18 protein-coding genes and 1 pseudogene are annotated in these 18,970 nt (G+C 55.8%); 7 read left to right on the forward strand and 12 right to left on the reverse strand.

Annotated elements, in window-relative coordinates:
- Positions 1–89: 89 nt before the first annotated feature.
- From D8U70_RS13350 to D8U70_RS13360, 3 genes are read left to right on the forward strand one after another with little or no spacing between them, the layout of a single operon-like run.
- Complete coding sequence (locus D8U70_RS13350; RefSeq protein ID WP_130929063.1) at positions 90–545, forward strand: DNA-binding protein; 456 nt, start codon at positions 90–92, stop codon at positions 543–545.
- Positions 542–3,535, forward strand: a complete 2,994-nt coding sequence (locus tag D8U70_RS13355; RefSeq protein WP_130929064.1) for an N-6 DNA methylase — start codon at positions 542–544, stop codon at positions 3,533–3,535. The genes D8U70_RS13350 and D8U70_RS13355 overlap by 4 nt, the downstream gene beginning before the upstream one ends.
- Complete coding sequence (locus tag D8U70_RS13360; RefSeq protein ID WP_130929065.1) at positions 3,532–4,332, forward strand: hypothetical protein; 801 nt, start codon at positions 3,532–3,534, stop codon at positions 4,330–4,332. The genes D8U70_RS13355 and D8U70_RS13360 overlap by 4 nt, the downstream gene beginning before the upstream one ends.
- A 503-nt stretch (positions 4,333–4,835) precedes the next feature.
- Here the strand turns inward: D8U70_RS13360 and D8U70_RS28010 are convergent.
- Positions 4,836–4,949, reverse strand: a pseudogene (locus D8U70_RS28010) (transcriptional regulator); the annotation flags it as partial.
- Between the two features lie 19 nt (positions 4,950–4,968).
- On the opposite strand from D8U70_RS28010, the gene D8U70_RS28015 reads away from it, so the two are divergent.
- Together D8U70_RS28015 and D8U70_RS13375 are read left to right on the forward strand one after the other, a co-directional pair.
- Complete coding sequence (locus tag D8U70_RS28015) at positions 4,969–5,040, forward strand: hypothetical protein (RefSeq protein WP_238537212.1); 72 nt, start codon at positions 4,969–4,971, stop codon at positions 5,038–5,040.
- A gap of 283 nt (positions 5,041–5,323) precedes the next feature.
- Positions 5,324–6,142 carry a lipopolysaccharide biosynthesis protein gene (locus D8U70_RS13375; protein WP_130929066.1) on the forward strand — a complete coding sequence of 273 codons (819 nt, stop codon included), beginning with the start codon at positions 5,324–5,326 and terminating at the stop codon, positions 6,140–6,142.
- Here D8U70_RS13375 and D8U70_RS13380 read toward each other — a convergent pair.
- Both D8U70_RS13380 and D8U70_RS13385 read right to left on the reverse strand, forming a co-directional pair.
- A complete protein-coding gene (locus tag D8U70_RS13380) occupies positions 6,133–6,813 on the reverse strand; it encodes an RES family NAD+ phosphorylase (protein ID WP_073471542.1) in 681 nt (226 codons plus the stop codon). The genes D8U70_RS13375 and D8U70_RS13380 overlap by 10 nt on opposite strands.
- Positions 6,810–7,217 carry an MbcA/ParS/Xre antitoxin family protein gene (locus D8U70_RS13385; RefSeq protein ID WP_073471541.1) on the reverse strand — a complete coding sequence of 136 codons (408 nt, stop codon included), beginning with the start codon at positions 7,215–7,217 and terminating at the stop codon, positions 6,810–6,812. The genes D8U70_RS13380 and D8U70_RS13385 overlap by 4 nt, the downstream gene beginning before the upstream one ends.
- Before the next feature lie 312 nt (positions 7,218–7,529).
- On the opposite strand from D8U70_RS13385, the gene D8U70_RS13390 reads away from it, so the two are divergent.
- A complete protein-coding gene (locus D8U70_RS13390) occupies positions 7,530–8,456 on the forward strand; it encodes a LysR family transcriptional regulator (RefSeq protein ID WP_122611119.1) in 927 nt (308 codons plus the stop codon).
- Here D8U70_RS13390 and D8U70_RS13395 read toward each other — a convergent pair.
- The 9 genes from D8U70_RS13395 to D8U70_RS13435 form a co-directional block, all read right to left on the reverse strand.
- A complete protein-coding gene (locus tag D8U70_RS13395; RefSeq protein WP_024011198.1) occupies positions 8,373–8,690 on the reverse strand; it encodes an AzlD domain-containing protein in 318 nt (105 codons plus the stop codon). The two genes, D8U70_RS13390 and D8U70_RS13395, sit on opposite strands and share 84 nt — an antisense overlap.
- Positions 8,669–9,385, reverse strand: a complete 717-nt coding sequence (locus D8U70_RS13400) for an AzlC family ABC transporter permease (protein WP_016772152.1) — start codon at positions 9,383–9,385, stop codon at positions 8,669–8,671. The genes D8U70_RS13395 and D8U70_RS13400 overlap by 22 nt, the downstream gene beginning before the upstream one ends.
- Entirely contained in the window at positions 9,382–9,759 is a 378-nt protein-coding gene (locus tag D8U70_RS13405) for a GNAT family N-acetyltransferase (RefSeq protein WP_003220700.1), read from the reverse strand. The genes D8U70_RS13400 and D8U70_RS13405 overlap by 4 nt, the downstream gene beginning before the upstream one ends.
- A 79-nt stretch (positions 9,760–9,838) precedes the next feature.
- Positions 9,839–10,585, reverse strand: coding sequence for a 2OG-Fe dioxygenase family protein (locus D8U70_RS13410; protein ID WP_016772154.1), 747 nt, complete (start codon positions 10,583–10,585; stop codon positions 9,839–9,841).
- A gap of 232 nt (positions 10,586–10,817) precedes the next feature.
- Complete coding sequence (locus D8U70_RS13415) at positions 10,818–12,122, reverse strand: OprD family porin (RefSeq protein WP_056787155.1); 1,305 nt, start codon at positions 12,120–12,122, stop codon at positions 10,818–10,820.
- A 460-nt stretch (positions 12,123–12,582) separates the two neighbouring features.
- Entirely contained in the window at positions 12,583–12,795 is a 213-nt protein-coding gene (locus D8U70_RS13420; protein WP_016772156.1) for a hypothetical protein, read from the reverse strand.
- Between the two features lie 245 nt (positions 12,796–13,040).
- Positions 13,041–14,147 carry an agmatine deiminase gene (aguA, locus tag D8U70_RS13425; protein ID WP_130929067.1) on the reverse strand — a complete coding sequence of 369 codons (1,107 nt, stop codon included), beginning with the start codon at positions 14,145–14,147 and terminating at the stop codon, positions 13,041–13,043.
- The gene (aguB, locus tag D8U70_RS13430; protein WP_016772158.1) at positions 14,147–15,025 is read right to left on the reverse strand and encodes an N-carbamoylputrescine amidase; all 879 of its coding nucleotides are present in this window, start codon (positions 15,023–15,025) and stop codon (positions 14,147–14,149) included. Before aguB ends, aguA begins: the two co-directional genes overlap by 1 nt.
- A 303-nt stretch (positions 15,026–15,328) precedes the next feature.
- Positions 15,329–18,241: an aminotransferase gene (locus D8U70_RS13435; RefSeq protein WP_130929068.1), complete on the reverse strand. Its 2,913-nt coding sequence runs from the start codon at positions 18,239–18,241 to the stop codon at positions 15,329–15,331.
- A gap of 161 nt (positions 18,242–18,402) precedes the next feature.
- Between D8U70_RS13435 and rfbC the strand changes: the two genes are divergently transcribed.
- Positions 18,403–18,948, forward strand: coding sequence for a dTDP-4-dehydrorhamnose 3,5-epimerase (rfbC, locus tag D8U70_RS13440; RefSeq protein WP_110644793.1), 546 nt, complete (start codon positions 18,403–18,405; stop codon positions 18,946–18,948).
- The last annotated feature ends 22 nt before the right edge of the window (positions 18,949–18,970 follow it).

The following is an 18,970-nucleotide window of genomic DNA, read 5'->3' on the forward strand; positions in this document are numbered from 1 at the left end:
ATTCATCAGATGGTTAGGGGATTCTTCTCTATGAAATCTGATCAATCTGTCTTAGAATCCAAACAGATTTGTTTTTTTTTGAGGCAGTTGTGACCGGCGCAATCTCCTTCACAGTCAAGGACATCTGCCAAGCACTGGGCGGGATTTGCCGTTCGCGTGTGCATGCCTGGACTCGGCTGCCGCCATTTTCGTTGATCGAAACATCCGAAAGAAGCGCCCGTCGATTCAATGTAGCCGACCTTCTAACCATGGCGACATTGCAAAAGTTAGAAGATATTTACGGAATCAAAAGCCGTGAGTTGTCTAAACTCTCTGCTGGCATTCACAGGTATTTGATTGAGCCCAAAGTAATCGGCACGGACGATCTGGTCTTCATCAGACTCAAAGATGGTTCGGTATATAGCCTGCCCTCTACCACGATTAGCGAACCTGGCTTGGTCCTCGACCTAGCTGAAGAGCGTGAACGGATCAGTGTGTTTCTCGGAGTTGCCCCCCCGCAGCGTCAACTGGCATTGGTCGGTAGCATGTCGGCCAAAATCCGATGAGCACTTCCGAGCGCTTGGTCGAATTTGGCGCTAGAACTGCCGACTGCGTTGAGCTTTCTCAGGTAGATGATCCTCGCGTACTGCGCTATGTCGATCTTGTACGTCACGGCGGCATGCCGATGGTCGATACTATCGTCGAGGAACAGTCGCAACCTCTTCTGTATGTAATTGACGCAACTCGTCTGTCCGGCCCTCGCAAGTCCATTGAAAAAATTGCTGAGCTTCGCCGAAAGCTGGCAATGCGTGGCGACCCTGCCTGGCTTGGCATCCTGTCTCCTGGCAGACTGGATATTTATTCGACCGATCTACGACCAACACCTGACCTTGAGCCGACCATCTTCTGCGTCGAACAACCAGAATCCATCAGCGTGCTACCAAGGCTTGCGCAAGGCGAGGACCTAGCGACGCCCTCCCGCATTCTCTTGCGAGATGTGCTGTTTGGGCTTATGACAGACGCAGGACAAGAGCTAAAAGACCTCGGCCTTACAACTGATGAAAGCATTGCGCTCACTGGACGGGCTCTTTTTTTCCGTTACCTCATGGGAAGGAAAATCATTGATGAGCGCCATTTACCTCATATATCTCTGAACGCTCGGTCCCTTGAGGCATGTTTTAGTAGTGCGGAGAGTCTCGCTGAGACAAATGCGTGGCTAGATCGGATATTCAACGGCGATATTCTGAAGCTCCCTACCCGTAACTACCCTGAGTACTTCAGAGATCTAATACAGCGACTCGGTAATAGGACTGTTCGCCCCCTTGAGGCAATCCTAGGGCTAGACCTACCTATCGGACCTGGCGCCTCTCAAATACCGTTAAATTGGGGGGATCTGGATTTCGATCACGTTCCTGTAGGACTACTCAGCGAAACCTACGAAGAACTGATGTACCGCTTTGATGCTGAGGCTAGACGCAATACAAGTGTGTACTACACACCGTCACACATCGCCGAGTACATGGTCGCGGAAGCTCTATACGGCCATAGCAAGGGATCTCATGCACGAGTTCTGGATCCTGCATGTGGAGCTGGTGTTTTCCTAGTAGCGGCTTTCCGTCAACTAGCTGAAAAGCGTTTTGCTGAGACAGGCTCGCGCCCAGACCGCCGTGTGCTGAGGGAAATACTTAACAACCAGTTAGTCGGATTCGACATAAATACTCACGCGAGAACCCTCGCGGCCCTAGCTCTTTATCTAACTGCACTCGAGCTCGATCCCGCCCCTACTCCAGTAGAAGCGCTAACCTTTGAGAAACTAGAGGGCCGGGTTCTAATTGATGTCGCCGATCCGGAGGCTGACACTTTAACCATAAGGCCGATGGCTGGTAGTCTTGGGAAACATGTACCAGAAATTTACCGGGGTGCATTTGACCTTGTCGTTGGCAACCCGCCTTGGACTAGCCTTACGCCTGCTTACAAAGAAGTTGATCATATCTTCACCGAGCGCTGCCGAGAGATTGCTCTGCGTCGTGGGTTAGTTGACATTGCTCAAAAATATCGGAACCCAGATCGTGTCCCCGACCTCCCCTTCGTTTGGGGAGCGATGGACTGGGCTAAACCCGGGGGTCGGATAGCCCTTGCCCTAGCAGGACGCTGGCTGTTCAAGATGTCCCCGGCAGGCTTCGCCGCTCGCAAGGCCATTTTCAATTCTCTGGCTGTCACAGGAATACTTAACGGTGCATCCCTTCGACAAAGTAGAGTTTGGCCAAACGTAGATCAGCCCTTTTGCCTATTATTTGCGGATAATCGGCTGGCCGAAATAGACGACCAGTTTATTTTAGTTAGCCCAGATGAGGACCCTGAGCTCAATGCAAAAGGGCGTATGCGTATTGATGCAAATGATGCGGAACCTGTTTCGCTGAGCTTGGCTGCTGAACAGCCTGACCTCATCAAAACTCTATACCGTGGATCAACACTGGATGTCTCTATCATCCGGCGCATACGCGAATATACAAAGATCACTATCGGGGAATATTGGAGTTCCGAGTGCGGCCTATACTCCAGTCAAGGCTACCAGGTTGCTAGCCGCTCAAACGATGACGCCTTCCTAAAGGATCTTCCTAACATAGGCGCACATTATTCAAGACACCCTTTTGTTGTTAAAACGCTGGAACTGCCTTCCTATCAACCCAGCGGGTTGCATCGGCCTCGTCAGCCCGAAATTTATCGTGCACCACTCGTACTGGTCCGAGAGGGCAATCGAGCAGACCGATCGCGGGGGAGAGCTTTAATATCTGACACAGACCTCGCCTACTCAGAGTCCTATTATGGCTTCTCGGCCGCTGGTCATGAACAAGGCGAATTTCTGACTCAATATCTCTTGGTTTTGATCCATAGCCAAGTTTTTGAATACTTCACCCTGATGGCGAGCGGGAAATTTGGCCTGGAACGAGAGGCCCTCCAAGTTCGAGATGTGGAGGAGTTTCCATTTGTCCCTCCAGAAAATTTGTCCCACGCTGTACGTGCTTCGATTGAAAGCGCTGCGTCTAATTTGACTATAGATCAGCCAAATTGGGAAGAACTCGATAAAGCTGTGCTAATGCTATACGGACTTGGGAAACGTGATGCCGAGGTGATCAGAGACACTTTGTCCACACGATCTCCATTCCCAATTTCAAAGAAAATTGCTCTCACTCCAGCTTCTGCTGAGCAGGGAAAACTTTTTTGCACTCGAGTAGAGAATGAGTTGGCCAATGTGCTAGGAACCAACGATAAAAAAGTCAGCGTAAAATTTCTACCAAATAAAACAAAGCTCCCTTGGAAGTTTATATCAATTTCTCTAGGTGAAGAAAGTTTAGCCACCCTGCCATCAGATTGGATAGAGCAAGCAGATAATCTCGCAGTTAGCCGATTGACAATCATTGACGAGCAAAAGGCCTCAATAACTATTGGCTTATTAGATAGATATCGCTACTGGACCCAGACTCAAGCTCGCCTTCTTGCTTCAGATATTATTTGGCAGCACGGAGCATTGCTGGAGGAGCGATCCAAGCGATGAGCGGCCTGATGACCCGTGCCAGGTGCAGAGCACCTGCTGACCAATTGCCAAAAGCAATTCCGACAGCACTCATAGTCGTTGTCCAGAATGCGATATCTTTAGCATGGCAGTATCTTCTAGACGAAGTCCGAGAGGGTAACTTCTCAATTTGTCATTCCACCGAAGATGAAATCACTGAAAAACTATATATGATCCTCGGTGAATTAGATGCCGCAGACGATGATGCGATTCCCGGATTATCTCTGCTTCAAACCCCAGTTCGAGAGGGCAACATCCGGAGTTTTGATGGCGAGCACTTGGACAAGCAACCTGACCTTACATTTCGCCCCATCAAGGGTCAGATCCCCTCCAACAACTCTGTCCCAACTGCAATTTTCATAGAGTGCAAACCTGTCGATTCTACCCACCCAGTACCAAGTACGTACTGCCGAGCCGGACTCATCCGCTTCGTAAATGGTGACTATGCATGGGCTGTTGACCGCGCAATGATGGTTGGTTACGTACGCAACATATGCGTTTTACCAGACGGACTTGCTGCTGCTCTGGCAGATCCAGCACTCAGTAGTGAGCTTGGTTCAAGTGGCAAGCTTGCACCCCTGCCAAACAGCGCATTGGGAGATATTGTCTGCCAGTCAACTCATAGGCGGGCCTTCGTATTGCCAGGTACAAGCAGCGCAGCAGGTGAAATTCACATCAATCACCTATGGCTCCATCCTGAAGAGCCATGCGAAAGATCCAGGTGCAGAGTAGTATTGAGCCACTCAAAAGCGCTAAGTGCAGATGTATCAACAAGCTGAACCTCACAGGTTCTCCTGTCCAGTTGTTAAACCTTCGATATTGAAGGTCATATTGTAACTACTCCATGCCCCAATACTCAAAACCACCATCTGACGAAAGCGCCTTAACTATGCCGCCTTGCAACTCAGACCTAAATCCGTTTTAATCACTGATTTATGAGCTCGCATTCAAATGCCGTCGGATCGGAGCCACATCCATTCTGCCCCTCAACACTTTTTGCTACACCGTCAGCTATAAACACTAAGTCAAATTTTTTGATTTATGAACTAACGCGCTTCAATTCTAGACAGCCTATCTCTTAGCCCATGCGCCCTCATCGGCATTTCAAATCAAAAGGGTAGAAATAGGGATAAGAGGATAGCCATACCAAATAAAATTATTTATAAATCAATTTACTAGGATCTGCTTCGACTCCTGGTGCCGGCACCATACAAAACAAAGCCCTTGCAGAAATGCAGGGGCTTTGTTGTTTCTGAGTCAGCCAAGAAGTCAACTATGGGGATCAGGCAGGATGCAAATCCCGCAACGCCTCAGGATGCTGACTTGCGACCCGCAAGAGAGTCTGCGCTGCACCCGTCGGTTACCTGCGCCCCTGCTCCCAATCCTGCAACGTCCGCGCTTATGCCTCGCAGTATCTGCAGGAGCCAAGCAAGGCACTGATCGATGATGTGGTGAAAGTAATGGATGCGCCACCAGACAGGCATTGATGCAAACCGCCATTCGAAGCCCTCGTTGATGCGAGGGCTTTTTGCATTTCAGGCCTGCCGAAAACATGCCGGCCTTCCTCAAGATCCCTTGATGCGCGGACATAACCGACTTCCCTCCTGCATCTATCCAGATAACCCGCCAGCCACTGGAGCGTTCTTGGCCAACGCCTCGGCTGCCCAGCAGCCAAACGGGAACTAACGCCGAGCGCAACACTCACTTACAAAGCGCGGCGCTATAGAAGAGTCATCTCGCTTCATCACGTCAGCACAACGGACTGAATGCATGACATGGACCAAGAGACCATCGATGAACTCAACATCAGAAACGCCAAACGGCTGCGCACGATCGCAAATCAGGGACTTTTCTGACTGTCGAAACATTGCTCAAGGCGCTGTATTCATTATCGCGTCGGGTAACTCCGCGAAGGACTTTCCCATTGAACAGTTTGCCGATATCCCGATGATCACGGTGAACGGCGCGATATCCATGTTCATGGGAACAGGCATCAAGCCGTTCTTCTACGCATGCACCGACACCAGTTTTTCGCTACAACAGCCTGACTTGTTTGCCTATGCGATGCGCACCAGTCAGCGAGTAGCTCTCTGGGCTCGCCAGGCCCAGGAACTGGCCGTTGAACCGACAGGTGATCTCTATCTTCTGAAGAAAGCGCCCAAACCAACCCTGACTGAATGGCTACTTCGCAACAACCAGGATCTGGTACGTAATCGAGCTGTTTGGGGTAGCCGAAACCGCAGTATCGGGTTCAGCAAAAACCTGGCCCATGGTTTTTTTGATGCCCGCACAGTCTTGTATCTCGCACTCCAACTTGCCTATCACGCAGGCTTTTCAAAGGTGATTTTGGTGGGAGCGGATATGAACCAGTCGGCCGGGCGTTTTTACGAGACTGATGGAAGCTCTATCTCCCCGTGCGGGCTGGACCAGCATTTTCATTCCAGAATTCTTCCATCTCTGAAACTCATGTCCGACAAAGTCATCGACAGTAAATTTGCCGTTTACAACTTGTCGCCCTCTTCGCGAATTCCATCCAGCGTCATTCCCGTCACAACGCTCGACGAAGTCAAAGCGATAATTCAGACCTGACTGATCTCGAATACAAACGAAATTCTGCCCTCACTTGCGCTCCAGACATAGCGCAAATGCTTGCCCTGCTTCGGAATCGATACCGCCGGCGGCCGAAACGCCGCAACGCACTCATGCCCGGGCAACCGCACGCTGTTATAGAGCAAGCCCCACGACTCGGCGTCGCGCAGTCGTTGCGCGAACAGTTGTGATGGGCCATAGGCTTCAGGATCAGGCTGATGCAGATGATCAAAGCCATGGCGAACGTCATGCAGCGGCTTGATCACCTGATTGATGTAAGTACGCATGGTCAATTCGAGATCGGCTTCCCGGGTCGCCGCGAGAAAGCGTTCCTGATGAAAACAGGTTTCAGCGATGGCCGCACTCTGGCTGCTGGCGGCGTAATAGACGCCGAAGGTGCCGTCACTGAAACGGCTGCGTTTGCCGACGTGAGTGAACGCGGCCATCACCGGGCTGGAACCGGGGCCGGACAGGCGATCTTCGGGACGTACGCGGGCAAGGACGCCGGCCTGTTCGACCAGCCGATCATTGGTCAGTGCTTCGATGGCGTAGGCAACTTCGAGGTCCTCGGGGTCGAGGACGTCTTCGAACAGTGCAATCGGCGGGAAGCTGCTGTTGACGATGCGATACGCCCGCGGCCATGGCACATCCACCGGCGCCGGCGCTTTCAACCGCGCACTCCGTCGAGGTAGCGGCGCACATCGGCGATATCGACCACCCGGCCTGCCAGCATGTAATCCAGGGCGGTTTTGCCATTGAACGGTGCCGCCGTGTTGGGGCTGCTGACCCAATCGTAGGCGCGCTCGCGGCTATTGCTGAAGATGATGCTCAACGCCTTGTGAATACCCATCAGGTAAGAGATGCGCTCGAGGGTGTCATGGGGCAGGCGTATGTTTGGCAGGTGTTTGTATTTATAGAACGTGGTGTTGCCGACTCCTCCGAGCAGGGTGCGTTGTTGCTCGGCATTGCAGCCCCAGTGCTCCATGAGGTTGAAGAAGAACTTCAGCGCAACGCGGCCGGCTTCGGGGGCGTCGAGTTGTTCGCGTGGGTTTAACGCAGTAGATGAAGTTGGCATTTGGCCGCCTCCAGAGAAATCATCATGCCTTGAGGTTAGTACATATCTGTACATTTACTCAAAATTAATACACTGATGAACAACCGTGCAGACTGAAAAATCCATACTGCTTGCACACATTTTTTGATCTCCATCACCCCCATCCCACCAAAAACCCCGATCCTCTGTCAGCCTCCAGCCATCGGCGGGGAAATCAATTCGCTACTAAATCCGCGACAACTATGCTCAGGTGCAGGAATATAGCCGGCATATGGCGCCGTTTCGGTCGTTTCGTACACAACAATACCCAGCCCACTTCAGAGGGCATTACCCATGGATAGCAGAACCTTACGCAACCTCATGCGCATCGTGCAGACCGGCTCGTTGTCGGCCGCAGCCGAGCATTCGTGCCTGACCGTGCAGGCGTTGGCCGCACAGTTGAACAAGGTCGAAGAGCAGTTCGGTTTCCGCTTGTTTCGCCGTTCCAACAAGGGCCTGACGCTGACGCCGCAAGGCACGGAGCTCACGCCTTACATCGACAAAGTGTTGATCGCCACGCGACAGATGGAAGAAAAGGTCGAGGCGCTGAAGGTGCCCGGGCAGCGCACGTTGAAGGTGGCGTTGAACAACACCCTGTCGCCTGATTTCAACCGGCGCATGATCGGACGCCTGATCGAGGTGTTTCCCGATTATCAGATGGAGTTCAGCTACGCCGAGTCGATGGAAAATCTCAGCAAGCTGAAGAACGAAGATTTCGACCTTGCCGTGCTGATCGGCCCGCAGCGGCCGGGGCTGCCGAGCATCGTCCTGCCGGAGGTTCAGGTGCAGGTGGTCGGTGCGCATTGCGGTCAGGAAAACGATCCGCTGACCTTGCTGGGCAACAAGTTTCAGGTGCGTCCTGCGGAAGATTGTCCGTATTCCCACAGTTTTCTGCGCTTTCTCGACGCCGGACTGGGCAATCACGAGAACGGCCAGCGCATGGTCTATTCCTGCAGCGAAACCCTGACGCTGTCGTTGATCACGCAGATGGATGCGGTCGGCATGGTCTCGCGTGAAGCGGCGCAGAAGAACGGTCTGACGATTTTTCCCGGTTTCGAGGATTTCCTCGAAGTACGCCTGGCGGTAAACAACCCGGAGTTGTCGCATCAGGCGCTGAACGATGTCGTTGATCTGCCGCTACATGAACGAGCCGAGCGCAATGTACGCAGCCGTCCCCACCGCCACACTGAGAAAGAGGTTTTTGCTGAAATACGCACATAGCAACGTCGGAATTGCAGCATAGAATTCCGGGCGATCGAGCTGGATCTGCCGATCCTTGATCAACAGGGGTGTGAGGCTGATCGCAGCGACGATCGCCACCGGCAGATATTCCAGCGCCCGCGCCACGAACGGCGGCCAGTGTTCGGTGTTGATCTGCAGCGGCAATGCGCGCGGCAGGAAGGTCACCGCCATCATCAGCACCACCACCAGAATCAGGAACGTTTGGTCAGGCATACACCCACTCCGCAGCCCACAAACGTGGCGATAAATACGTTGAAGGGCGAACTGCCGATCAGGCTCAGTGCGCCCATGCAGACCACGGCAGCAGCGGCCGCAATCAGTTTGTTACGCGTGTTGCACAGCGAGACCAGCACGTAGAGCATCATCGCCGTCAGCGCGTAATCGAGCTGATATTTGATCAAGTGCGCCGCGTACTGCGCGCAGACCGCACCGAGCAAACCGCCGAGCACCCACGAGGTGTGGCAGAACAGATTGAAACCGATCAGGTAACGCACGTTGACCGGTGCGCCTGTACCGAGCTTGACGCTGTGAAAGGCGAAGGATTCATCCGTCAGGCCACCGGCGTAAGCCCAACGCTCCATGCGGCTCAAGCCCAATGCACGCAGGGCTTTGGCCATGTACACCGACATCAGCATGTGCCGCGCATTGATCAGAAACGTGGTCAGCACAATGGTGGTCAGCGATGCGCCGCTGGAGATCAGCGCCAGCGCAGCGAACTGCGAGGCGCCGGCATAGACGAACAAGCACATCGCCACTGGCAGCCACATCGGCAGACCGGCATTGACCGCCATCAGCCCGAAGACAAACGACACGGTGAAATACCCGGCGACCACCGGGCTGGCTTCGGCAAACGTGCGCGACGGCTGATGAGTCGCCATCAGCGGCGCGCTGCCGGACCTTTCATTCATAGATCCCTCTCAAATGTTCTTTCGCCATGAGGCTCGCAAAAACCCTGGGCAGTCCAGAATCGCTTGCCCGCGAGGTTAGCATCGTCGACGAACAGAAACATCCGCAGCACCCCGACCCGTTTCATGTCGGACGACGCTGCTTCGACCAGACGCTGGCCCACGCCCTGGCTGCGGTAGCGCGGGCTCACGGCCAGATGGTTGATCGTGCCGCGACTGCCGAGCATGCCGCCGAGTACCGCGCCGACGATCTCGCCCTCGACATCGAAAGCCAGATACGCCGTGGTGGTTTTCTGGATCAACACGCCGCGCAGGCATTTGGCGTCCTGCCATTCGCAGAACGACACTTCATCGAACTGACGGAAGAAGCGCTCCATGCGTTGCGCATCCTTGGCGGTGGCGCGGCGCAGTACCACTGGCGTCGAGCACTCGACGCCGTCGATTGGGGTGATCTGATTAGCGAACAATGTCGAAAGCGGTCCCGGGCCGCGAGAAGGAAATCGCCAGAATCTGCCGGTACGCCATGGCATGGGTGTGGGTGTTGCGCGCCGGGGTCACGTAATGGCGCATGTCGCGATCAAGGAAATAGGTGGTATCGAGAATTTCCTCGTAGGTGGTCGCCGCCAGCTGTTGCTGATGAATGTCATACAAACGACTCTCAGCGCCCTCGACATTATTGCGCCCCCAGAAGTGCACGCCGCTGAACGGATAGCCGTCGCAATGAATGCCTTCAGGGGTGATTTCCAGCTGTTTGCCGGGTTTGATCTCGATGCGGATCTGATGGATCTGGCACTGCCAGATTTCATCGTGCAACTCTTCCGGCAGCACACTTTTGTACACTTCAAAATCGGTGTCGATCAGGCTGCGCATCACTGGCGAAGAGATCACTTCTTCGGAAAAGTCCTGGAAGTGGCGCACCACGCCACCGACGTAAGCGTTGTTCTCTTTCGATTGCACGTAAGCGCGATGCTCAAGTTGCTTGAGCTCACGGGTTTTCGGGTTGTATTCAAAGTCGCTGTAACGACGGTAACGCATGCCGGCTTCGGCCTGACCGTAGTAGCTGTCAGGCTCCATATTTTCCCAACTTTTGGTCAGTCTGACGAAGTCGGCAAAATGACCGTAGAGATTGAAGTCACCACCCTGGACGTTGACAAACTTGTCGCGCCGTAGCGATTCGCCCACTTCTCTGTTCAAAACGATCATTACCAAATTCTCCGCTGCGTTGAACGCCCTAATCTATTGGGTGGAGAATTTGCGTCCATGAGAAAGAATTTCAGGCATTTGAAGCACTGCTTGAAACGAAATCTGCAGCGCTTGAAAAACGACTTTTACATGACAAAAACACCGGTTATTTACGGTTTGCGCTGAAAAACCGGCGAAAAAAAAACCCCGAACGAATCGGGGTTTTCTCATTTTTCTTACAGCGGATCGATCATCAGAAGATGTTGATCGGATAGTCCACGAATACACGCAGTTCGTTACCGCTGACGTTGTACTCGCTGGATTTCTGCGACACGCGCAGGATCGAACTGCGCAACTTCACGCTCAGGTCTTTGGCCGGGCCACTTTGCACGACGTACTTGAACTGGTTGAAGATCTCACGCTCGGTGCCGCCTTCGCTGGTAGACGTGGTGATGTTGTCGCCGCGCACGTAAGCGAAGTTGTAGCTCAGACCCGGAACGCCGAACGAACCAAAATCCAGGCCGTAACCCAGCTGCCAGCTGCGTTCGTCTTCGGCGTTGAAGTCAGACCAGTAGGAGTTGGCCAGGTAGATGGAGTTGCCACCGTCGCCGACACGGCCCTGGTCTTTCTGGTAGCCGCCATAGGCGTAGCCCAGGTTGCTGTCGCCAGTGGAACGCTGATGCGCCACGGTGAACGAGTGCGGGCCGGTGGCGAAGGTGGCTGCCAGGCTCCAGATCTTGTTGTCGCGACCAGTGACGATGCTTTCGCCCGGCACGGTGTTTTCGCGTACGTACGAGCTGTCCAGCTTGGTGCGATAGCCGTTGAAGTCCAGGGTCAGGGACTGATCCTTGTTGAACGGAATCACATAGTTGGCGTTCACGTACTGTTTCTTCAAGACGTCTTCAACGTCGGACGCATACAGCGCGCCTTTGAAGTGTTCGGTGAACTGATAGCTGCCGCCCAACACGTTGATCGACTTCAGACCGCCGCTGTCACGGCCCTCATCGCTTTTGCGCGACTCGGCGGTGAATCGGCCGGCGTTCAATTCCAGGCCTTGGATCTCACGGGAGGTGATCAAAGTACCGGTATAGCTTTCCGGCAGCAGACGCACGTTGTCGTAGCTCAGCACCGGCAGGGCCGGCATCTGGTCGCCATAGGTCAACACGGTGTTGGAAACACGGAATTTGACCGCTGCGCCGCCCTTGGCGATGTCGTGGTTCGCACGACCGTCATTTTCCTGTTTGAAGAAGTCGATGCCGCCGGCGCCGCTACGGCCCTTGCCGCCGTCCAGGCGCAATGCGTACAGACCGAAAGCGTCCACGCCGACACCTACGGTGCCTTGAGTGAAGCCCGACGAGAACGTACCGATGGCCGCTTGGCCCCATTCGGCCTTGTCCTTGTTACCGTCTTTGTAATCACGATTGATGTAGGCGTTGCGCAACAGTACTTTCAGGCTGCTGTCTTCAACGAAACCCTTGGATTCGGCCTGGTCGTTAGCCATGGCCTGTGTAGCACTCAACATCCCCAGTGCGATCAGACTGATTCGCTTGTTCAACATTTTGTTTTCCTTATTACGGGTTGAAACGCGCTGTGTCGAACGGCTGAAACGGCGCTTTCTGCACTCTTGTATTCACCCCGAAACAAAAAAGCCCGCCGACGTTAACGTCATGGCGGGCCTGCTCCTTATTTTGAGTCATGGCGGTTAGCCACAGGCGTTGGGCCGAATCGTAGCCGCGCCCTGAACTGTGTGTCAATTTCAAGAATCGTCTTTAAATAGGCGAAAAACGTCTAAGAAACGTAATTTTTTTGCTGGGCGGTTGCAGAAAAAACGGATTAATCAGGGAGTTTGAACTGTGGGAGCGAGCCTGCTCGCGAAGCGCTGGATCAGTCAACAAAGTCATTGGCAGTGCTGACGCCTTCGCGAGCAGGCTCGCTCCCACTTTTGAATACCTGTGGATAAAAATCAGACAAAAAAAGCGCCGCCATCCCGGCAGCGCTTTTACCAATCCCTATTGTTCTTATCCTTCCATCACATCCCACAAGGCTTCCAGCTCGGCCTCGCTGAACAGGCCAGCGGGGTAACGCTCGATCATCATCCGGCGCGGATCAGGTTGTCTGATCTGACGCGTTCCATTGGACTTCAACCAGTGCGCGACAAGCTGGAGCGATTCGCCGTTGACGGCCATGGGATGCACAGTCCGCTCGCTGATTACGTTCACTTCGGCGTTCATTTCAGCGCTCTCTCCCCGTTCGTGAGCGGCTACGTTATCCAAGGTTTGTGACAGAACTGTTGAAGTTCCCCGCCCTCCCTAGTGCATCAGGAGCAATACAAGAGGTATGCCAAGGCGACCTGAATGTCGACCGGCGGATACAAACAAGCCCGCGGTCCTGACGGGCCGCGGGCTTGCTTTGATGCTGAGCGAGCTAATCATTGCCTGGCTGATTTGTGAATCAACTCAAGCTGTTACGACTCAACTCACTCTTTGTACGGCGCTGGCTGCTGTTGGGTAAGGCAGTGAATATTGCCGCCACCCAGTAACAGTTCACGGCCCGGCACCATCACGACTTCGTGCTGCGGAAACAGCTTCTGCAGGATTTCCCTGGCCGGGGCATCCATCGGGTCGTCGAAGCTCGGCGCGATGATACCGCCGTTGACGATCAGGAAGTTCACGTAGGAACCAGCCAGACGCACGGAAGGATTGCGCTCCTGCGAACCGTCCACCGCATCGACGCCGGCACACTCTTCTTCGGTCGCGTACAGCGGCCCCGGAATCGGCATTTTGTGCACCGTGAACGGGCGGCCCTTGGCGTCGGTGCTGCTTTGCAGCACTTTCATTGCGGCCTGGCAGCGCGGGTAGTTCGGATCCTGCGGATCATCGGTCCACGCCAGCAGCACTTCGCCCGGACGCACGTAGCAGCAGAAGTTATCCACATGGCCGTCAGTTTCATCGTTGAACAAGCCATCCGGCAACCAGATGATCTTGTCCACAGACAGATTGTCGCTGAGTACGGCTTCGATTTCTTCGCGGCTCAGGTGCGGGTTGCGATTGCGGTTGAGCAGGCATTCTTCGGTGGTGATCAGCGTGCCTTCGCCGTCGACATGAATCGAACCGCCTTCGAGCACGAAACCTTCGGTGCGGTAACGCGGGCTGCGCTCGATCTCGAGGATCTTGCCGCCGACCTGCGAATCGCGGTTCCACGGTGCATACAGGCCGCCATCGAAACCACCCCAGGCGTTGAAATCCCAGTTCACACCGCGCACTTCGCCATGGTTATTGATCACGAAGGTCGGGCCGCTGTCGCGAACCCAGGCGTCGTCGCTGGACATCTCCACCACGCGGATATTCGGCACATCGAGGCGCGCGCGGGCGTTTTCGTATTGGCCGGCGGAGACGGCAACCGTGACCGGCTCGAAACGGGCGATGGCTTTGGCCACGGCGGCGTGCGCGGCCTGCGCCGGTTTGCCGCCCAGACGCCAGTTGTCCGGGCGCTCGGGCCAGATCATCCAGGTCTGGGTCTGTGGCGCCCACTCGGCCGGCATGTAGAAGCCATCGGCGCGTGGGGTACTTTTCAATGTGGTCATCAGGACTCCAGGGAACCGTCGAGGGTTTTCAACGCGCCGTACAGATTCGGCCGGCGGTCGCGGAATGAACCCCACGCGCTGCGAATATGTTCCAGCTCGTCGAGGTTGAACGTGTGCACAAGAATACCTTCTTCGGTTTTATTCAGCTCCTGCACTTTTTCGCCGAACTGATTGGCGATGAACGAAGAGCCATAGAAGGTGATGTCGTAGCCGTCCTGTTCTTCGTTGCCGATGCGGTTGCTGGCGATCAGCGGCATCAGGTTGGCGCCGGCATGGCCCTGCTGCACTCGCTGCCAGTGATCGCGTGAAGAGATGGTCTTGTCGTGCGGCTCGCTGCCGATCGCGGTTGGATAAAAGAGAATTTCCGCGCCTTGCAGGGCCATGCTGCGCGCCGCTTCCGGGAACCACTGGTCCCAGCAGATGCCGACGCCGATTTTCGCGTAACGGGTATTCCACACCTTGAAGCCGGTGTCGCCCGGGTTGAAGTAATACTTCTCGTGATAGCCCGGGCCGTCCGGAATGTGGCTTTTACGATAAATCCCGAGGTTGCTGCCGTCGGCGTCGATGATCGCGATGCTGTTGAAGCGTGCACGCCCGGCCAGTTCGTAGAAGCTGATCGGCAGCACCACTTGTAGCTCTTTGGCAATTTTCCGGAAATGCTTGATGGCGACGTTCTCTTCAACCGTCGTCGCCAGTTGCAGGTAGTCCGGATTGGGCTTCTGGCAGAAGTACGGTGCCTCGAACAGTTCCTGGATGAGGATGATCTGCGCGCCTTTGGCGGCGGCTTCACGGACCAGTCTTTCAGCGGTTTCGAGGTTGGCTTCCAGGTCCCACGAACAGGCCATCTGCGTGGCGGCGACGGTAACGATACGGCTCATGAATCATCTCCGGGCTAGTGCTTTGACAGTCGAAGAATTCGACCGAAAAGAAAACGCGCGCACCGGACAAGAGATCACCATGCCGGAGCAATGGCGACTTTATAACCGATAAATATCGGCTTTAAAAGCTGTAAAGAAGGAATATCTCTGTTTCAACGCCAATTAAATCGATACAAATCGAACTTCAAACCAAAAAAATGTGGGAGCAAGCCTGCTCGCGAATGCGCTGTGTCAGTCACCGCATGTGGCGACTGATACGCAGCTTTCGCGAGCAGGCTCGCTCCCACAGGGGATGTGCCTTGCTTACAGTCCTTCGCTCAACACCCGATCCAGCATATCGACAAAGAAATCCACGCTTTGGCGCGACGTCACCATCGGTGGCTTGATCTTGAGAATGTTCAAATCGTCGCCGGTCGGCTGCATGAAAATCCCCAGCTCACGCAAGCGATCACACAGGAACGCAGTTTCGGCGGTCGCCGGCTCCAGCGTCTGCCGATTGCGGATCAGTTCCAGCCCGAGATAAAACCCGGAGCCGTGCACCGCGCCGACCAGCGGATGTTTATCGATCAACGCTTCCAGGCGCGCCTTGAAGTGGCCGCCGACGACTTGGGCGTTTTCCCAGAGCTTTTCTTCCTCCATCACATCCAGCACCGCCATGCCGATCTGGCAACTGACCGGACTGCCGCCCGCCGACGAGAAGAAATAGCCTTCGGCCTCCAGCGCCTCGGCGATTTCCCGGCGAGTGATCACCGCGCCAAGTGGCTGACCGTTACCCATGCCCTTGGCCATGGTGATGATGTCCGGCACCACGCCCTGCTCTTCGAAGCCCCAGAAAAAATGGCCCATGCGCCCATAACCGACCTGCACTTCGTCAGCGATGCACACCCCGCCCTGCGCGCGGACCTTTTCATACACCTGCGGCAAATAGCCCGGCGGTAAAGAAATACCCCCGGCATTACCGTAGACCGGCTCGCAGATGAAACCGGCCAGTTGCCGCTTTTGCTCGGCCAGTTTTTGCAGATGATGCTCGACGCTGCGCACGTAATCCGGCGCCGAATCGGCGCCACGGAATTCGCCGCGATACGTGTTCGGCGCCGGCACTGGGTGCACCCAGTCCGGGCGACTTTCCAGCGCTTTCGGGTTGTCGGCAATCGACGTCGATACCGCATCGGCACCGATCGTCCAGCCGTGATACGCCTCGAGCACGCTGATCATGTCGCGCCCGCCGCTGTAGGCCCAGGCCAGACGAATCGCCAGGTCATTGGCCTCACTGCCGCTGTTGACCAGGAACACGCGATCCATGCCCTTCGGCGCCAGCTTCAGCAAGCGCTCGGAAAACTCGGCGACCGCCGCGTAGTTGAAACGCGAATTGGTATTGAGCAACGACCACTGCCGCGCCGCGACCGCCGCCATCCGAGGGTGGCCGTGGCCGAGCACCGCGACATTATTGAGCATGTCCAGATAGGATCGGCCGTGCATATCAATCAGGTGATTGCGCCAGCCGCGTTCAATACGCGGCGGGTCAACGTAATAGTGTTTTTGCGTGCGGGCAAAACTGGCATCGCGGCGTTCGAGCAGGGTTTTCGCGTCCAGCTCAGGCTCGGCGTCGCAGGCCAGCCCGAGCAGCATCGCCGGTGACGGGCACAACGCTTGCCACGCCGATGCACGGGACGGCGTGCAGAACAGCGGCGCGTCGAGCTCTGCTTCTCGGCACATCTGCACAATCAGCGGCCCAGTGACTTCACCGAGTTTCTGGCCTCTATCAACTGCCACCCCATGTTCAAGAACAGGCGTCACGCCCCACAGGCGAACGCTGAACTGTGGGCCATCGAGTTGCAGCGCACCGTTTGCCGCTTGCTTCAGAATGCCGGCGAACGGTGCTTGCACTTCGGTTCCGGTCGGCACACGCAATTCGACATGCAACGGGAACGTATCCGGTTCAGTCGCACTGTCCGGGCGGGTACGTGACAAGCGGTACTGGCCATAACGCGTCGCCGCCAGCCCGTGCACCGCTGCGGCCTCTGTCAGCAAGCGCTGATCAATGCCCTGCTGCTCCCAATTGCCCGCCTCGAAGTGCGGGCTCAACACGCCCAGATCGATCAGCGCAAATTCACGCCCGACCAGCCCTGGCAACAACGGTGCAAATTCTGTGTTTTCGGCCTCTGGCACGGTCTGTCCCACGGCTGTGAGAATCGCCGCTTCCATCAGCGCCTGTGGCACCGATGTCGCGACGCGAAAGATTTCCCACTCGTGACTGAGATTGTCGCGGCTATACGTATTGGTGGGGTCGATGCTCACCTGTTGCTCGCCACTGAGCACCAGCACCGCCGCCCGGGCCACGATCAATGGCCACAGCGCTTGCAGCTCAGCGTACTGCAACGGATTGACCGCGTGATACGCCTGGACCGCCGGCAGGATGACAAACGGATCGCCATCGGCGTGATGCAGCAAAGCCGCACAGGTCACCGACAGATCGGTAATACGCCAGGTGCGCACCAGATCACCGAAGTCGATCACACCCTGCAACTGCCAATGCCGCCGGGCATCGCGCGCCCAGACGACGTTGTCATCGGTGATATCCATGTGAATCGCCTGCACCGGCAGTTTGTCCAGCAACGGCTGCAAACGGCGCTCGGCCTGCTCGGCGGCAGCGCTGATCGCCGCACGCTGCTGCGCGTCGGTGATCACCGGCAACAGATGACTGATCAAAGCGTTGGCGTGACGCGCGTCCCACTGCAAGGTGCGTTCAAGACCCGGGTGATCGAAACCTGCCAGGGCCAGATCCATCTCGCCACAGAGTCGGCCAAACCCGGCGACCACGTCCTGGCCAAGATGATCGAAATCGGTCAACGGCTGCCCGTCGATGTACTCGAGCAACCGCACATGCACCGTTTCGCCATTGGCTTGCAACGACAACAGATCGGCACCGTTATTGGCTGCAATGACGCGCGGCACCTTGATCGCCGAGTGCTCGGCCAGATACTTGAGGCCCGCATGCTGGGCTTGCAGCTCCACTAGGGCGTAATCGCCACGACAGACTTTCAGCACGAAGCGTCCACGCGCGCTGTCGACGCGATAATTCAGATCCTGCTGGCTGCCCAGCGCCTGCAACGTGCCGCTGAACCCGTAATATTCGGCCAGCCATTGCAGCGCCTGCGCCTCTGAAACCTGCGGACCTGGCAAACTGGCGCGATGAATCAACGTGGCGAGCGGCATGAAACGACCCCTGAAATTTTATTAGGCGCTTATATCGCCATTGCCTTGGCGGTTACGCAACCCCCGGCTTCAATGAACGCTCCATTTCAAACCCAACACTCGCGCCCCGCAGCGCTTTGCGCAAGAATGTCGGCCATTCACACCTGTCTATGGAAATCCTCATGAATGTCATCACCACCGATCTGCCCGGTGTTCTGATCATCGAACCCAAGGTGTTCGGCGACGAGCGCGGTTTTTTCTACGAGAGTTTCAATGCCAAGGCGTTTCAGGACGCTACCGGTCTGGAAACGCAGTTTGTGCAGGACAACCATTCGCGCTCGCAAAAAGGCGTGCTGCGTGGCCTGCATTACCAGTTGCAGAACACCCAGGGCAAACTGGTCCGTGTGACCGCAGGTGAGGTGCTCGACGTGGCGGTGGACATCCGTCGCAGCTCGCCGCATTTCGGTAAATCGGTGGCGGTGCGCCTGTCGGCGGAAAACCATCGCCAGCTGTGGGTACCGGAAGGTTTCGCTCACGGTTTCGTGGTGCTGAGCGAGTTCGCAGAGTTCCTCTACAAGACCACCAACTATTACGACCCGACCTCCGAACGCAGCATTCGTTGGGACGACCCGGCGCTGGGCATCGACTGGCAACTGGACGAAGCGCCGAAGCTGTCGGCCAAGGACCAGGCGGCCGCGCTGCTCAAGGACGCTGACGTCTTCGCCTGAGGCCGGGCATAATGCGCCTGTC

This window comes from Pseudomonas sp. Sample_20 (genome assembly GCF_004307585.1).
Classification (GTDB): Bacteria; Pseudomonadota; Gammaproteobacteria; order Pseudomonadales; family Pseudomonadaceae; genus Aquipseudomonas; species Aquipseudomonas atacamensis.

Excerpts from the sequence above, each read along its gene's own strand:
- D8U70_RS13385 (WP_073471541.1), bottom strand. The coding sequence starts at position 7,217 with ATGCCAACTTCATCTACTGCGTTAAACCCACGCGAACAACTCGACGCC.
- aguB (WP_016772158.1), bottom strand. The coding sequence starts at position 15,025 with ATGAGCCGTATCGTTACCGTCGCCGCCACGCAGATGGCCTGTTCGTGG.
- D8U70_RS13405 (WP_003220700.1), bottom strand. The coding sequence starts at position 9,759 with ATGGAGCGCTTCTTCCGTCAGTTCGATGAAGTGTCGTTCTGCGAATGG.
- D8U70_RS13390 (WP_122611119.1), top strand. The coding sequence starts at position 7,530 with ATGGATAGCAGAACCTTACGCAACCTCATGCGCATCGTGCAGACCGGC.
- D8U70_RS13410 (WP_016772154.1), bottom strand. The coding sequence starts at position 10,585 with ATGATCGTTTTGAACAGAGAAGTGGGCGAATCGCTACGGCGCGACAAG.
- D8U70_RS13400 (WP_016772152.1), bottom strand. The coding sequence starts at position 9,385 with ATGAATGAAAGGTCCGGCAGCGCGCCGCTGATGGCGACTCATCAGCCG.
- D8U70_RS13375 (WP_130929066.1), top strand. The coding sequence starts at position 5,324 with ATGACATGGACCAAGAGACCATCGATGAACTCAACATCAGAAACGCCA.
- D8U70_RS13415 (WP_056787155.1), bottom strand. The coding sequence starts at position 12,122 with ATGTTGAACAAGCGAATCAGTCTGATCGCACTGGGGATGTTGAGTGCT.
- D8U70_RS13395 (WP_024011198.1), bottom strand. The coding sequence starts at position 8,690 with ATGCCTGACCAAACGTTCCTGATTCTGGTGGTGGTGCTGATGATGGCG.
- D8U70_RS13360 (WP_130929065.1), top strand. The coding sequence starts at position 3,532 with ATGAGCGGCCTGATGACCCGTGCCAGGTGCAGAGCACCTGCTGACCAA.
- rfbC (WP_110644793.1), top strand. The coding sequence starts at position 18,403 with ATGAATGTCATCACCACCGATCTGCCCGGTGTTCTGATCATCGAACCC.
- D8U70_RS13435 (WP_130929068.1), bottom strand. The coding sequence starts at position 18,241 with ATGCCGCTCGCCACGTTGATTCATCGCGCCAGTTTGCCAGGTCCGCAG.
- D8U70_RS13420 (WP_016772156.1), bottom strand. The coding sequence starts at position 12,795 with ATGAACGCCGAAGTGAACGTAATCAGCGAGCGGACTGTGCATCCCATG.
- aguA (WP_130929067.1), bottom strand. The coding sequence starts at position 14,147 with ATGACCACATTGAAAAGTACCCCACGCGCCGATGGCTTCTACATGCCG.
- D8U70_RS13355 (WP_130929064.1), top strand. The coding sequence starts at position 542 with ATGAGCACTTCCGAGCGCTTGGTCGAATTTGGCGCTAGAACTGCCGAC.